The 14,243-nt window shown below is 73.4% G+C and carries 15 protein-coding genes; 7 read left to right on the top strand and 8 right to left on the bottom strand.

The genetic code is table 11. The annotated features are described in order from the left end of the window. Nucleotides 1-3: 3 nt before the first annotated feature. Genes FFT09_RS04145 through FFT09_RS04135 form a run of 3 tightly spaced genes read right to left on the bottom strand, consistent with a single transcriptional unit; the run spans nt 4 to nt 2,775 of the window. Nucleotides 4-933 carry a universal stress protein gene (locus tag FFT09_RS04145; protein WP_138381869.1) on the bottom strand — a complete coding sequence of 310 codons (930 nt, stop codon included), beginning with the start codon at nt 931-933 and terminating at the stop codon, nt 4-6. Nucleotides 934-985: 52 nt separating this feature from the next. Beyond that, nucleotides 986-1,759, bottom strand: coding sequence for a site-2 protease family protein (locus FFT09_RS04140; protein WP_244231205.1), 774 nt, complete (start codon nt 1,757-1,759; stop codon nt 986-988). A gap of 2 nt (nt 1,760-1,761) precedes the next feature. Then, the gene (locus FFT09_RS04135; RefSeq protein WP_138381868.1) at nt 1,762-2,775 is read right to left on the bottom strand and encodes a type I glyceraldehyde-3-phosphate dehydrogenase; all 1,014 of its coding nucleotides are present in this window, start codon (nt 2,773-2,775) and stop codon (nt 1,762-1,764) included. 167 nt (nt 2,776-2,942) lie between these two features. Here FFT09_RS04135 and FFT09_RS04130 point away from each other — a divergent pair, with 167 nt between their 5' ends. Genes FFT09_RS04130 through FFT09_RS04120 form a run of 3 tightly spaced genes read left to right on the top strand, consistent with a single transcriptional unit; the run spans nt 2,943 to nt 5,387 of the window. Beyond that, nucleotides 2,943-3,890: a universal stress protein gene (locus FFT09_RS04130; protein WP_138381867.1), complete on the top strand. Its 948-nt coding sequence runs from the start codon at nt 2,943-2,945 to the stop codon at nt 3,888-3,890. Continuing rightward, the gene (locus FFT09_RS04125; RefSeq protein WP_138381866.1) at nt 3,887-4,783 is read left to right on the top strand and encodes a universal stress protein; all 897 of its coding nucleotides are present in this window, start codon (nt 3,887-3,889) and stop codon (nt 4,781-4,783) included. Before FFT09_RS04130 ends, FFT09_RS04125 begins: the two co-directional genes overlap by 4 nt. A gap of 7 nt (nt 4,784-4,790) precedes the next feature. Continuing rightward, nucleotides 4,791-5,387, top strand: coding sequence for a CBS domain-containing protein (locus FFT09_RS04120; RefSeq protein WP_138381865.1), 597 nt, complete (start codon nt 4,791-4,793; stop codon nt 5,385-5,387). Nucleotides 5,388-5,400: 13 nt separating this feature from the next. On the opposite strand, the gene FFT09_RS04115 is transcribed toward FFT09_RS04120, so the two are convergent. Beyond that, the gene (locus FFT09_RS04115; protein WP_244231204.1) at nt 5,401-6,039 is read right to left on the bottom strand and encodes a universal stress protein; all 639 of its coding nucleotides are present in this window, start codon (nt 6,037-6,039) and stop codon (nt 5,401-5,403) included. Between FFT09_RS04115 and FFT09_RS04110 the strand changes: the two genes are divergently transcribed. Genes FFT09_RS04110 through FFT09_RS04100 form a run of 3 tightly spaced genes read left to right on the top strand, consistent with a single transcriptional unit; the run spans nt 5,984 to nt 9,547 of the window. Continuing rightward, nucleotides 5,984-6,985: an Acg family FMN-binding oxidoreductase gene (locus FFT09_RS04110; RefSeq protein WP_138381864.1), complete on the top strand. Its 1,002-nt coding sequence runs from the start codon at nt 5,984-5,986 to the stop codon at nt 6,983-6,985. The two genes, FFT09_RS04115 and FFT09_RS04110, sit on opposite strands and share 56 nt — an antisense overlap. Then, nucleotides 6,982-7,752, top strand: coding sequence for a hypothetical protein (locus tag FFT09_RS04105; RefSeq protein ID WP_081190796.1), 771 nt, complete (start codon nt 6,982-6,984; stop codon nt 7,750-7,752). The genes FFT09_RS04110 and FFT09_RS04105 overlap by 4 nt, the downstream gene beginning before the upstream one ends. Before the next feature lie 55 nt (nt 7,753-7,807). Further along, nucleotides 7,808-9,547, top strand: coding sequence for a sensor histidine kinase (locus tag FFT09_RS04100; RefSeq protein ID WP_138381863.1), 1,740 nt, complete (start codon nt 7,808-7,810; stop codon nt 9,545-9,547). A 9-nt stretch (nt 9,548-9,556) separates the two neighbouring features. Here FFT09_RS04100 and FFT09_RS04095 read toward each other — a convergent pair whose 3' ends face one another. Next, a complete protein-coding gene (locus FFT09_RS04095) occupies nt 9,557-10,225 on the bottom strand; it encodes a response regulator (protein ID WP_081191027.1) in 669 nt (222 codons plus the stop codon). Between the two features lie 181 nt (nt 10,226-10,406). Between FFT09_RS04095 and FFT09_RS04090 the strand changes: the two genes are divergently transcribed. After that, on the top strand, nt 10,407-11,399 hold the full coding sequence (locus FFT09_RS04090) for an Acg family FMN-binding oxidoreductase (RefSeq protein WP_138381862.1): 993 nt from the start codon (nt 10,407-10,409) through the stop codon (nt 11,397-11,399). Between the two features lie 7 nt (nt 11,400-11,406). Here FFT09_RS04090 and dprE2 read toward each other — a convergent pair whose 3' ends face one another. The 3 genes from dprE2 to FFT09_RS04075 all read right to left on the bottom strand — a co-directional run bounded on the left by dprE2 (nt 11,407) and on the right by FFT09_RS04075 (nt 14,178). After that, on the bottom strand, nt 11,407-12,159 hold the full coding sequence (gene dprE2, locus FFT09_RS04085) for a decaprenylphospho-beta-D-erythro-pentofuranosid-2-ulose 2-reductase (RefSeq protein WP_138381861.1): 753 nt from the start codon (nt 12,157-12,159) through the stop codon (nt 11,407-11,409). A gap of 84 nt (nt 12,160-12,243) precedes the next feature. Then, nucleotides 12,244-13,140, bottom strand: coding sequence for an RNA polymerase sigma-70 factor (locus FFT09_RS04080; RefSeq protein WP_138381860.1), 897 nt, complete (start codon nt 13,138-13,140; stop codon nt 12,244-12,246). Nucleotides 13,141-13,326: 186 nt separating this feature from the next. After that, nucleotides 13,327-14,178, bottom strand: coding sequence for a peptidoglycan DD-metalloendopeptidase family protein (locus FFT09_RS04075; RefSeq protein ID WP_208544349.1), 852 nt, complete (start codon nt 14,176-14,178; stop codon nt 13,327-13,329). Nucleotides 14,179-14,243: the final 65 nt, after the last annotated feature.

Here is a 14,243-nt window from a genome sequence, read left to right as displayed (position 1 = left end):
GAATCACTCACCACGGCCGTGGGAATGGCCGTGGTGCCGTTCGGGTCGCACGATCATGACGGGGCATCCGGCGTGGTGGATGAGTGCCTGACTCGTGGAGCCCAGCAGCATGCCCCGGAATCCGCCCCTGCCGTGGCTGCCGACCACGACGAGCTGCGCCGACCGGCTGCGTTCCAGCAATTCGTGCCGGGGCCGGTCCTTGACCACCTCGCGTTCCACGACGACGTCGGGGTAGTGCTCCTGCCATCCGGCCAGCCGTTCGGAGAGCAGCCGTGACTCGTAGTCGCGCACCGGTTCCCAGTCGTAGTACAGCCGCTGTTCGTCGAACACGGCGGTGCTCGTATCGCTCCAGGTGTGGACGGCGAGCAGCGGCACCTCGCGAAACGCCGCCTCCTCGAACGCGAACCCCACGGCCCGTACGCTCAGCTCGCTGCCGTCCACGCCGACCACGACCGGGCGCGTGTCCTGGGCCACGGCCTCGGGATAGTCGCCCCGCACCGACACGACGGGGCTGTGGGCGTGGCTCACCAGCGCGAGTGTGGTCGAGCCGACCACCAGTCCGGCCAGGCCGGTGCGGCCGGAGGAGCCGACCACCACCATGCGCGCCGAGTGGGACAGGTTCAGCAGGGTCGGGATCGCCGACTCGATCTCGAAACGCGCCTCGACGTGGGGTGCCGCCAGTTCGGTCGCGATCCGCTCCGCCGTGCGCAGTGCCTGCTGCTGGCGCTGGCGCAGCTCCTCCTTGAACGCCTCGGGCGGCGGGACGGTGAAACCGAAGATGTACGGATCGCTGAAGCCGGAGGCGTGGACCAGGTGCAGCGGTGCCCTGTGCCGCGCCGCCGTGAGTGCGCCCCAGCGCACGGCCCGCATCGCGGACTCGGTGTCGTCCACTCCGACCACGATGGGCGTGTTGCCGCTGTAGGGATCGGTCATCGGCCTGCTCCCGGTGTCGGTCGGCCCCGCCGCGCGGGCTTCTCCCGCGACACTAGGCCGGTCCGGGCCCGCCGACCGCGGCCGAACGTCCCGTGGGAGGGGGACCTCCGGCCGCCACCCGCTCCCGCCCGGGTGCGGGCAGGGTGCGCGTGCCCAGGACGAGCCAACCGAGCACCGACAGCCAGATCCCGACGAACTGTCCGAACAGGATCACCTCCACCGCGCCGCCCGCCAGCAGCAGCACTCCGATGACCCGACCGCAGCGCCGCGCCACGCGCTCGCCCCTGGCCCGGTCGCCGGTGCGGGCCCAGACCAGTGCGCGCACGAGCCGCCCGCCGTCCAGGGGCGAGCCCGGCAGCAACGCGACGAGCGCGAGCAGCAGGTTCGCGGTGCCGAGCCAGAGCAACGACGCCAGCGGCACCGGCGCCAGCATCGGCTGGGCCACGAGGGCCACGGCCCAGAACACCGCGCCCGTCAGGACGCTCGCGGCGGGACCGGCCACGGCGATCACCGCGTCGGCGCGGGGCCCGGGAGCCTCGGAGTCCCGCTCCGCCACTCCGCCGAGCAGCCACAGCGTGATGCGCTCCGTGCCGACCCCGTGCCGCCGCGCGGCGAGCACGTGCGCGACCTCGTGGACCACCACGCACGCGAGGAAGGCGAGCGCGACCGCCAGCCCGCCGAGCCAGTACCACGCCGGTGCCCGGTCGGCGGCGGTCACGGGCAGCAGACCCAGCGCCAGGGTTGAGGTCAGCACCACCACGGTCACGGCCGAGGACGGGTGCAGCCGCAGCCTCGGCCCGCCGGTTCGGCCCTCGCGTGCCCGCATCGTCACCCGCCCGGGTTGACGAGTTCGGCGAGGGCGAGCAGCCGGTGCGCGTAGCCCCATTCGTTGTCGTGCCACCCGAAGACCTTGACGAGTTCCGCGCACGTGGTGCTCAGGCGGGAGTCGAACACGCACGATGCGTCGGAGCCCACGACGTCGCGCGACACCACCGGGGCATCGGTGTAGCGCAGCAGCGGGGCCAGCCCTGCCGCCGCTGCGTCGGCGAAGGCGCGATTGACCTGACCCGGCGTCACCGCCGAGCGCACCAGCACGCTGAGGTCGGCCAGGCACCCGCCCTCCACGGGCACGCGCACGGCGACGGCGTCGACGGCCCCGGCCAGCTCGGGCAGCAGGGCTCCCACCGCACGGGCGGCACCGGTGGCCGTCGGGATGATGTTCACCGCCGCCGAACGCGCCCGCCGGGGGTCGCGGTGTGGCCGGTCCACGAGCGACTGATCGCCGGTGTAGCTGTGGATCGACGTCAGGGCCGCGTGGCGGACGCCGAAGCCGCGGTGCAGGACCAGCAGCATGGGCGCCACGCACAGTGCGGTGCCCGACCCCGCCGAGACGACGTGGTGGCTGCTCGGGTCGTAGTCGTCGTCGTTGATCCCGACCGCGATCGTGGCGTCGGCGCGGGGGTGGTAGGCCGCCACGACGACCTTGCGCGCGCCCGCCGCCAGATGTGCGGCGGCGTCCCGCCGTGCCGACGCCGGGCCGGTCGTCTCCACCACGACGTCCGCGCCCGCGCGACGCCAGTCCACCTCGCCCGGGTTCGCCGCCGAGGTGAGCTGGATGCGCTGGTCACCCACACACAGCGTGCGCCCGCGCACCCGCACCGGCTGCGCCAGCCCGCCGTAGGTGGAGTCGTACTCCAGCAGGTAGGCCAGCGAATCGGCGTCGGCGGGGTCGTTGACGGCCACCACCTCGATCGGGTCGCGGTCCGGGGAACGCGACAGCACGCACCGCAACAGCACCCGGCCGAGGCGGCCGAACCCGTTGATGCCCAGCACGAGCGTCACAGGTCGATGGTCGCCAGGCACCGCCGCCGTCGGCAGGGCCGAAGGACACCGATGCCGGTGTCGGCCGTGGCGGGCACAGTGCCCGCCCGGCAGGGGCTTTCGACTCCTGTCGCCGCCCGGCCGACCCGGCCACGCTGGTCTGAAACACGGGCTGGAGGGAGCGGTCGATGGGCCTGGACGCGGGCGCCGCCGAGGTCGTCGTGGGGGTGGACGGCTCGGCCGACGCCCTTCGCGCGGTGGCCTGGGGCGCCGTGACCGCCGCGCGCAGGCACCGGCCGTTGCGGCTGGTCAGTGCCATCGCGCCGCCGACACCGTACGGTTCGGGCATCGGGTTGTCGCCTGGCCATTTCGTGGAGCTGGAGGAGCGCGGCCGGGCGTGGCTGGCCGAGGCCGGTGCCGTCGCCGAGCGGGTGACGCCGCCGTCGCGGGTTCCGGAGATCGGCACCGAACTGGCCGTCGGAACGGCGGCCCCGGTGCTCACCGAGCGGGCGCGGGCGGCCTTCGTCGTCGCCGTCGGCGCCGCCGAGGGGCAGCGGCGGCGCGGCAGGCTCGGCACGGTGACCGCGGCTCTGCTGGCACACGCCGCCTGTCCCCTTGCGCTCGTGCGCTGGCCGGGTGACTCCGAGACGCCGCCGCGCGACGGGGCCGTCGTGGTCGGGGTCGACGGCTCGCCACCGAGTGCCGACGCGGTGGCGGTCGCGTTCGAGGAGGCCGCCGTGCGGGCCGCCCCGCTGGTCGCCGTCCACGCGGTGGATGCGGGGCCGCGGGGCAAGGGACACCGGAAGGACCGGCACCCGTGGGGTGAGGACGAGACCGCTGACGCGGTGACCCTCGCGGAACGCCTGGCCGGCCTGCGCGAGTGGTACCCCGAGGTGGACGTGGAGCGGGTCGTGGCCCGCGACGGGCCGGAGGCCGCGTTGCTGCGGCACGCCGGGACAGCCCAGCTTCTCGTGGTCGGCACCACCGGGCACGGCGAGCTCGGCGGCAGGATGTCAGGCTCGACGAGCCACGCGCTGGCGCACTCCGCGCCGTGCCCGCTGCTGGTCGTGCCCCAGGGGACCCGCGCGGGTACGGCGGGACACGCCGCCCGCCGCGCGGAGAGGACGGGGCCATGAGCACCGTCGTCGCGGCGGTGGACGGGTCACCGGCGGCCGTGAACGCCGTCCGCTGGGCCGCGACCGACGCGGAACACCGGGGCGCGACGCTGCGACTGGTGCATGCCTATCTGGTCCCGGTACACGGCTATCCCGATTTCGCGGCGACGTTTCCCCAGCTGCGGGAAGGCATGCGCGACCAGGGTGCGCGATGGCTGGAGGAGGCGAGGACGGCGGCGGAGACGGCGGCGCCCGAGGTGGCCGTCGAGACCGAGCTCGCCGAGGGCGAGGCCGTCCCGGTGCTGCTGGCGGAGTCCCACCGGGCCGAGCTGGTGGTGCTGGGATCGCGCGGGCTGGGCGGGTTCACGGGCATGCTCGTGGGTTCGGTCGCGGTGGCGCTGGCCGCGCACGGGCACTCGCCGGTCGTGGTGGTGCGCGGGCGCGACCGGCTGCGCCCCGGCGGCGAGCCGCCGTCGCAGGGTGCCGTCGTGGCCGGGGTGGACGGGTCGGAGCCCAGCACGGCCGCGCTGGCGTTCGCGTTCGCCGAGGCTGAGCTGCGGGGAGCGCCGCTCGTGGTGGTGCGAACGTGGAGCGGGATCGTGCTCGACGCGGTCCCGCGCTACCCGCTCACGGTGGACCCCGAGCGGATCGAGGCCGACGAGCGGGCCGCGCTGGCCGAGCAGGTGGCTCCGTGGCGGGGTGCCTATCCCAGCGTCGCGGTGGAACCGGTGGTGGTACGCGGACGCCCGGTGCGCACGCTGCTGGAGCACGCCGACCGTGCCCGGCTGGTGGTCGTCGGCAGCCGGGGGCGGAGCGGGTTCCGGGGCATGTTGCTGGGTTCGACGAGTCAGGCGCTGATCGCGCACGCGCCGTGTCCGGTGGCGGTCGTGCGACGGTCGGCGGGGCAGGACTGAGGTCTCGATGCGGGCGAAGGACATCATGAGCAGCCCGGTCGTCACGGTGAGCCCCGGCGACCCGGTGAAACGTGCCGCCCGGCTGCTGGCCGAGCACGGGTTCACCGCGTTGCCGGTGGTGGACGACTCGGACCGGGTCATCGGCATCGTGACGGAGGCCGACGTCATGGCGGGCCGCGTGCCCCGCGACCCGCGCTACCGCACGACGGCGACGGAGCCGCCGCCTGGCGAGGTGGGGGAGGTGATGGCCGTCGCGCCCGCCTGCACCGACCAGGGCACCGACGTCGCCGACCTCGTGGCGGCCCTGCTGGACGGCCACCACCGGGTGATGCCGGTGCTGGCCGGGGACCGGCTCGCCGGCATCGTGACCCGGCACGACGTGGTGCGGGCGTTGTCGCGCGAGGACGCCGACATCGCGAGGGACGTGCGGCGGCGGCTGATGATCTACGGAGGCCCGGACCGCTGGAGCGTGAACGTCTCCGGCGGCACGGTCACGATCCTCGACGACCACGACGACGCCACCGACCGGCACGTGGCCACGGTACTGGCCGAGTCGGTCCCCGGGGTGGTGCGCGCGACCGTGCGCCACCGGACCGAGGACTGAGCCGCCGGAGTTGTCAGCGCGCGGGGGCGGCGGGCACCAGCACCAGCGGGCACACCGCACGCCGCACGCATTCGAGGGTGACTCCGCCGAGCGGAACCGCGCTGAGCCCGCGCTGGCCCTGCGTGCCGAGGACCAGCAGATCGGCCCTGGTCGCCGCGGCCAGCAGTTCCTCCGCGGGCTCGCCGGTGACGACCAGTTCCCCCACCGAGGCCGAGGTAGCCACCAGGCTGACGTCCCGGTGCAGTGCCGCGCGCACGGAGCCGTCGTCGCGCCACGCACCGCGCTGCCGCAACGCGAACTCGGAGCCGGGCAGCGGGGCGGGCTCGTCCCGCACCGAGACCGCCAGCACCTGCCCACCCGTCAACTCCGCCTCCGCGCACGCCCAGCGCAGTGCCTGCCGGGCCGCCGGGGAGCCGTCGACACCCACGACGATCGTTCCGGCTTCCGGGTCGGTGCCGTGGTGGGCGGGCATGGGTGCGAGCCTGCCCCTCGGCGGCGTGCCCGGCGAGAGTCGGAGGTCCCGGGGACCAAAGACCCTGCCCGGGCAGGCCCAGCGCCGCTGTGCCGGGCGCGGGCGGCGGACGAGGATCGGCGGCATGACCGAGACCGCCGTGTCCGGTGCCGCCGTGGCCGAGGCACTGCGTGCGGGCACCAGGGCACCGTCCCCGCACAACACCCAGCCCTGGCTGTTCGCCACCCGCGACGGCGAGATCGACGTCCGGCTCGACGAGTCCAGGGTGCTGCGCGTGTGCGATCCGGACGGCAGGGAGGCGGTACTGTCCTGCGGCGCGGCGGTGCTCAACATCCGGCTCGCGCTGGCGGCGGAAGGAACCGCCTGCGCGACCACCCTGCTGCCCGACCGCCGCGAGCCACTCCTGCTGGCCACGCTGCGGCTCGGCGCGGGACGCACCCCGTCGGCGCAGGACCGGCGGCTGGCCGGCGTCATCGCCGCCCGGCACACCCATCGCAGGCCGTTCACCGGCGAGGCCGTGCCGGCCGCGGCCCGGCACGTCCTGGTACGCGCCGCGGCCGACGAGGGTGCCCGGCTGCACCTGCTCGACGGGCCCGGGCAGTTCGACACCTTCGCCGCGCTGCTGCGCCGCGCCGAACACGTGCAGCGGCACGATCCCGCGTTCGTCGCCGAACTGGCGGAGTGGACCGGGCGCGGCGATCGTGGTGACGGGATTCCCGCCGCCGCGGGCGGCCCCCGGCCCTCGTCCGAGCCCGCGCTGTCGCTGCGCGACTTCCGGGGCGCGGACGCCACGGACGCCACGGACGCCACGGTCGCCCGGGAGTACGAGCGCACCCCGCTGGTCGCCGTGCTCACGACCCCCGGCGACACGCGCCGGGACGCGCTGCGGGCCGGGCAGGCGCTGCAACGGGTCCTGCTCACGGCCACGGCGGCCGGGTTGTCGGCGTCGTTTTTGGCGCAGCCCGTCGAGGTTCCGCGCGTGCGCGCCGAGCTCCGGTCGTTGCTGGGCGGACGGGACTTCCCGCAGACCGCGTGGCGGCTCGGCCACGGCCATCCCGGGACACCGACCCCGCGACGCGCGCTGGACGAGGTCGTCACCCGGCCCGGGACGGGGGAGCGACCATGACGGTCGGCCCGCCCGTGCTCTCGCGCGCGGGCCACACGTGGTCCGAGCAGGAGAAAGGTGTGCTGTCCAGGGCCGTGCTGCATGCCCACCGGTGCGGGCTGGCGGAACCGTGGAACGTGCGTGTCCACGGCCACCGCGTCGAGATCGCCGAGAACCTGCCGCCCGCGCTGCGGGGGCACGCCGGTGCCGACCGCAACGGCGTCATCGCCACCGGCTGCGCGCTCGCGGTCGTCACGAGCGCCGTGCGTGTTCTCGGCTGGGCTCCCGAGACGGTGTTGTTCGGTGATCCCGACCGCGCCGAACTGGTCGCGACCGTGGTGGCCAACCGGCGGCACCGGCCCTCGCCCGCCGACGTCGGGCGCTACCGTGCGGTGTTCGAGCAGCGCAGGCACCACCGGACCCTTGACCCCGGCGACCCCGAGGCGCTCCCACCGGCCGTGCGGGACGCCGTCGTGCGCGCCGGCGCGGTCGCCGACGCCCAGGTGGTGCCGGTCCCCGCGGTCGTGGCTGCCCACCGCAAGCGGGGGATGGACCCGGGACTGCTCGTGGTCACCGCGACCGACGGGCGGCGGGGACAGCTCGTGGCCGGGGTCGCGCTCCAACGCGCCTGGCTCTCGGCCACCGCGCTCGGGCTGACCGCCGCCACCGTGATCGAGCCGTTCGAGACCCGGGAGTTCCGGCAGCGGATGGTTCGGCACGCGCGGGTCGACGGCAGCCCGCAGTTGCTGCTCGTGCTCGGCCGATCACCCTCCACAACGGAGGCTTGAGACCCCGCTGTGCAGGGAATACGCTCGCGAAGCACAGCCCCGATCGGAGACGCCGATGGCAGCCGAGCAGCCTGCGAACGGGCGACGTGACGACGCCCGGTTCGGGACCAGCGCCCTCACCGGACTGCGCCTGGACGAGTTGCTGCACGAGGTGCAGGAGCGCATCGGCGAGATCGTGCGGACACGCGACCGGCTCCAGGGGTTGCTGGACGCGGTGCTGGCCGTCGCGTCGGGGTTGGAGGTGGACTCGACACTCCAGCGCATCGTGGAGTCCGCCACGGAACTCGTCGACGCGCGCTACGGCGCGCTCGGCGTGCTCGACGAGGACGAGCACGGACTCGCCGAGTTCGTCTACTCCGGCATCGACGACGAGACCAGGGCCAAGATGGCGCACCTGCCGGAAGGCAGGGGGCTGCTCGGTCTGCTGATCGAGGACCCGCGCCCGGTGCGGCTGGCGGACCTGGCTCAGCATCCCGCCTCGGTCGGCTTTCCCCGCAACCACCCGCCGATGCACAGCTTCCTGGGTGTGCCGGTGCGGGTGCGCGACAAAGTCTTCGGCAACCTCTACCTCACCGAGAAGCGAGGGGGCGCTGAGTTCACCGCCGACGACGAGGTGGTGTTGCAGGCGCTGGCCGCCGCGGCGGGTGTGGCCGTGGACAACGCGCGCCTGTTCGAGGAGTCCCGCAGACGCGAACGCTGGCTGGGCGCGGTCGCCGAGATCAACGGCGAACTCCTGGGCGGCGCCTCCGTGGAGGCCACGCTCGAACTCGTCGTGCGCCGGGTGTGCGAGCTGGCCGACGCCGAGGACGCCTTCATCCTGCTGGCGACCGACGAGACCTCCGACGCCGTCTCGGTCAGCGTGGCCACCGGGCGCCGTACCGCGTCGCTGTCCGAACTCGCCGTGGACACGCGCGGTGACTCCGCCGTGGCGGAAGCCATGCGCGGCGGTCGTCCGCGCCTGTGCGCCGACCTGGTCGCGGCGCTGCCGGAGGAACCCGGGGTCGCTTCGGCGGGGTTCGGGCCCGGCGCGGTGGTGCCGCTGACCGGTGCCGCGGGCGCGGGAGGCGTGCTGATCACCGCGCGCGCCAAGGGTTCAGCGGCGTTCTCCTCCGACCAGCTGCCGATGCTGACCTCGCTGGCCGATCAGGCCGCCGTGGCACTGGAGTTCGCCGACCAGCAGCGCAGCCGCCGGCTGCTCGACCTGCTCGCCGAGCGGGACCGGATCGCCCAGGACCTGCACGATCACGTGATCCAGCGGTTGTTCGCCACCGGGATGAGCCTGCAGGGCACCCTGCGCCGGATCGACGACCCCCACGCGCGGCTGCGGGTGGAGCAGGCCGTGGAACAACTCGACAGCACCGTGCGCGAGATCCGCACCTCGATCTTCGACCTGCACACCTCCGGCGCTCCCGGCCGGGGCAGTCTGCGCAGGCGGCTGCTGGACATCGTGGAGGAGCTGACCTCGGAGACCGCGGTGGCCCCGACCATGCGGCTCTCGGGCGCGGTGGACACGCTGGTGCCGGACCGGGTGGGCGAGCACGCGGAGGCCGTGGTGCGGGAGGCGCTGAGCAACGCGCTGCGCCACTCCGGGGCCGACGCCATCCGCATCGTGGTGGAGGTGGACCAGCAGGGCCTGCTCATCGAAGTGGCCGACAACGGCGTGGGCATCCCCGAACAGGCACGCCGCAGCGGGCTCGACAACCTCAGGCGCCGTGCCCGGCACTGCGGCGGCGACTTCACCGTCGGCGACGAGCCCGGCGGAGGCACCCGCGTGGTGTGGCGTGCCCCGTTGTGAGCCCTGCGATCACGGGCTCGGCGGATCGGGCGGCGTCGGCGGTCCCTGCTTGCGCAGCTCCGTCGCGAGCACGGCCGCCTGGGTCCGCCGCTGCATGCCCAGCTTGCCCAGCAGGCGCGACACGTAGTTCTTCACGGTCTTCTCGGCCAGGTAGAGGCGTGCGGCGATCTCGCGGTTGGTGAGCCCTTCGCCGATGAGTTCGAACACGGCGCGTTCCTGCTCGGACAGTTCCGCGACCGGGTCGGCGTCGGCCCGTTCCCTGCGGATGCGGTTCATGAGCGCCGACGTCGTCTTGCTGTCGAGCAGCGACCCACCGGAACCGACCGTGCGCACCGCCGACACCAGATCCGACCCCAGCACCTGCTTGAGCACGAAACCCGACGCCCCCGCCATGATCGCGTTGAACAGGGCCTCGTCGTCGGCGTACGAGGTCAGCATCAGACACCGCAGGCCCTCGACCGTGGACAGCAGCTCGCGGCACAGTTCCACGCCGTTGCCGTCGGGAAGCCGCACGTCCAGCACCGCCACGTCGGCCTCCGCGCCGGGAATGCGCGTCAGCGCCTCGCCGACCGAGGCGGCCTCACCGACGATCCGCATGTCCGACTCGCCGTCCAGCAGGTCGGCCAGGCCGCGCCGCACGATCTCGTGGTCATCGACGAGGAACACGCGAATCGTCATCGCGGCCAGCATAACTCCGGGAACCGGCGGCCACCGGATACGGAACCCGCCCGGGGCGGGGACTTTCGGCCCTGGTCCACCACACGGGTGACGTGGGTAGCTGTACCAGGCCGTTCGGCCCCGGGCGCCGGGGACTTCGGCACCGAGACACCGGACCCCGACGTCAGGAATCGTGGACACCATGACGCAGCGCGAATGGTCGGTGGGGGAGACCGACGTGCTCGCCAGGGCGGTCGTTCGTGCGCCCTCGGTGCACAACATCCAGCCGTGGCGGCTCGAACTGCCCGACGGCGAGGCACGGATCTTCGAACGCGCCGACTTGGCGCTGCCCTACCACGATCCGCGCGGGCGGGACCGCTCGATCTCCTGCGGTGCGGCCGTGACGAACCTCGAACTGGGCATGCGGGTGCTCGGCAAGCGCCCCGCCGTGCGGCTGCTGCCCGACGGGCCGGGCGGCTCGCTCGTGGCGACGGTGGGCGTCGCGGAGCGTGCGGAACCGACCGAAGCCGAGCTACGGCGCTACTCGGCCATCTCGCGCAGGCACAGCTACCGCCGGCCGTTCGCCGGCCCGGTGCCGCGAGGCGAGGACGTGACCCGGCTGGTGGCCGAGGCTGACCGGACCGACGCCGCCGACGTGCGGGTGCGCGCGCTGCACGGTGCCGGTGAGGTCGGCGCGCTCGCGGAACTGCTGGAGTACGCGGGCATGGTCCTGCGAAACGACCAGGGCTACCAGCGGGAGCTGGCCATCTGGACGATCCGCGACGAGCGCTCCCGCCCCCACGGTGCCGGGGTGGCGGGCAGTGCGACGCCGACCTCCACCCTGCCGTGGGCTGGGCTGGTGCGGGCCGGCACCGCGCTGCCCGACCGCGTGACGCTGACCGAGCGGCTGCACGGGGAGACCGTGTTCGTCTTCGCCAGCGACACCGACGGCAGGGACGCGCACGTGCGCACCGGCATGGCCATGCAGCGGCTGTGGCTCGCGGCGGTCGAACGCGGCCTCGTCGCGGCCGTGCAGACGCACCCGCTGCACCTCACGGAGGCGCGCAGCCGCTTCGGCGAGCGGCTGTCCCTGCCCGGGTATCCGCAGCTGCTCATGCGGGTCGGCAGGCCGGCGGGTGCCGTGCCCCGCAGCCCGCGCCGCCGCGCGGCCGAGCTGCTCATGCCGCGCGACTGACCCGCGTTCAGCGGGGCAGCCGCCGCCAGAGTGGGCGGGGCAGCAGGCGCAGCCCGGCGAAGACCGGGCGCAGCACCGTCGGCACCCACACCGTGTGCCGGCCCGCGCGCAGGCCGCGCACGGTGGCGTCGGCGACCTGCTCCGGTGTGCTGGAGAACGGGGCGGGTGTCATGCCGCGGGTCATCCTTCCGACCACGAATCCGGGACGCACCAGCAGCAGGTGGACACCGCTGCCGTGCAGTGCGTCGGCGAGGCCGGAGGCGAACCCGTCGAGCCCGGCCTTGGCCGAGCCGTAGACGTAGTTGGCGCGGCGGACGCGCACGCCCGCCACCGACGAGAAGACCACGAGCCTCCCGTGTCCCTGCGCCCGCAACCGGTTCGCGACGTGGGTGAGCACGCTGACGTGGGCGGTGTAGTCGGTATGCACGATCGAGACCGCGTGCGCGGCGTCCCGCTCGGCCCTGGCCTGGTCGCCGAGTACCCCGAAGGCCGTCACCACGACGTCCACCGGGCCGTGCCCGTCGACGATGTCACCCAGCACGCGCTCGTGGGAGCCGAGGTCGTCGGCGTCGAACTCCACCCGCGCCACCGACCGCGCGCCCGCGTCGCGCAGCGCGCGTTCCTCGGCGTCGAGGTCGCCGCAGCGCCGCGCGGCGAGCACGAAGGACCGCGCGCCCTGCCGTGCCAGCCGCCGCGCCACGGCCAGCCCGATCTCGCTGCGCCCGCCCAGCACCACCACCGTGTCCACAGTCCCGCTCATGAGCCTCAGTCTGTCACCGTGTCCGCAGCCCACGTAGCCGTGTCCGCAAGCTGCGTAGCCGTGTCCGCAGTTCGCGTCGCCGTGTCAGCGACTCAACGCGGTCTCCTGCTCCACGCGCGAGAGCTTCTCGGGGTTGCGCACGGTGTAGAGCGTCGTGACGAGTCCGTCCTCGATCCGCACCGTGACGACCGCGTCGATCTTTCCTTCGTGCCGCAGGAGGAGGGCCGGGCTGCCGTTGAGCCGCACCGGCTCGGCGGCCATGTGGCCCACGAGTTCGGGCAGCCCCGCGCTCAGCAGGCGAGCCACCTTGTCGGCTCCGACGACGGGTCGCGGCATGGCCTTGGCGACGCCACCGCCGTCGGCCAGGGCGACGACGTTCGGCGCGAGGATGTCGAGCAGGTCCTGCAGGTTACCCGTCTCGACCGCACGTCGGAATGCGGCGAGCGCCGCCGTCGTCTCGGCCTCGGACGTGGTCTCGCGCGGCCTGCGTGCCGCGACGTGCGCCCGCGCCCGGTGGGCGATCTGCCGGACCGCGGCCGGGCTTCTGCCGACGGCGTCCCCGATCTCGTCGTAGGCCAGTGCGAACACCTCCCGTAGAACGAAGACCGCCCGCTCCATCGGTGCGAGAGTTTCGAGTACCAGCAGCATCGCCATCGACACGCTCTCGGCCAGTTCGACGTCCTCGGCGACGTCCGGTGCGGTCAGCAACGGCTCCGGCAGCCAGGGCCCGACGTAGGACTCCCTGCGGCGGCCGAGCGTGCGCATCCTGGTGAGTGCCTGACGGGTGGTGATGCGGACCAGGTACGCCCGCCGGTCACGCACCGTGTCGATGTCGACGCCGGACCATCGCAGCCAGGTCTCCTGCAGGACGTCCTCCGCGTCGGCAGCGGAGCCGAGCATCTCGTAGGCGACCGTGAAAAGCAGATTACGGTGGGCGACGAAGGCCGAGGTCGCGGTGTCCGGGTGGCCGTCCTCGCGCATGTCTGGCTCCTGTCTCGTGTGTTGCTGTGCCTACCACGAGACGCCGGGGCGAACCGGGTTGTGACAGCGCGACGGTGCCTCTGAGCAGACCCAGCCCTCGGAGGGCGCGAGTTCCGCTCGCTGCCCACCGAGGGCCCGTGCCGAGTGACCGTCAGTCCACGCACGATCAGGGCGGAGTCCGAGGAATCACTGGCAGCAGATGTTGTAGCCGCGGTTCATCCAGAAGTTCGTCGGGATCGGGTTGTCCAGGGTGTAGTCCCCGACGCTGACCGCCGCGAGCGGCCTGCGACCGGGGCGCATCTCGACGTGCGTGTGCGCGGAGCTGGCGCCGCGCGCGGCCTCCGTGGCGATCCGCTGACCGCGTTTGATGTGCTGGCCTTCGCTGAGCCCGTTGAGCGGGTTGGTGTGCAGATAGATGATGCTCTTGTTGAGGTTGGCGTTGTAGATCGAGATGGTGGACAGTCCACCGCCGCCCTCGGTCTTGTTGATCAACGTCCCGGCGGTGAGGGAGTACACCGACTCGCCGGAACCTCGCGCGAAGTCGATGCCCTCGTGACGCCCCGACGTCGACAGGTAGCCGTCGAAGTAGGCGGTGATGTGGCCCGCCCTGCTGTGGTAGACGCCGTACTCCAGGCGGTTGTTGGCTCCCTTGCCGACCAGGTGACCCGCGTTGTCGTTCTTGAGCGCGGGCCGGAGGTTGGCCTTCTTGCCCGGGACGTAGGAGTCGATGGCCCCGGACCAGTTGCTCTTGTAGAAGACCGTGATCGGAACCGACTTGCGGTTCCAGACCGAGGCCGCGTTGTTCTTCACGCACTGCCCGCGCCCGTTACCGGAGCTGATGTACTTCACGCAGTTGGAACCCGTGCCGTAGTTTTTGATCGACCCCTTGAAGTCGACCAGTGATCCCGCGTTGTTGCTGTTGTAGTACAGGCAGACCTCCCCGGACTCGCAGACGCCGTTGCGTGCGGTGGCAGCCGCCGCCTGCGGGGTGGCCAGGACGAGCCCGCTGAGCAGTACCGCGCTGAGCGCGGTTACCACAACTCTTCGCAACAAAGTGTAACCTCCTCGATACTGAGCGTCACGAATGTGACGCAGAACACGAG

It is taken from the genome of Saccharomonospora piscinae, assembly GCF_005862235.1.
Classification (GTDB): Bacteria; Actinomycetota; Actinomycetes; order Mycobacteriales; family Pseudonocardiaceae; genus Saccharomonospora; species Saccharomonospora piscinae.
This window is presented reverse-complemented; position numbering and strand designations above follow the sequence as displayed.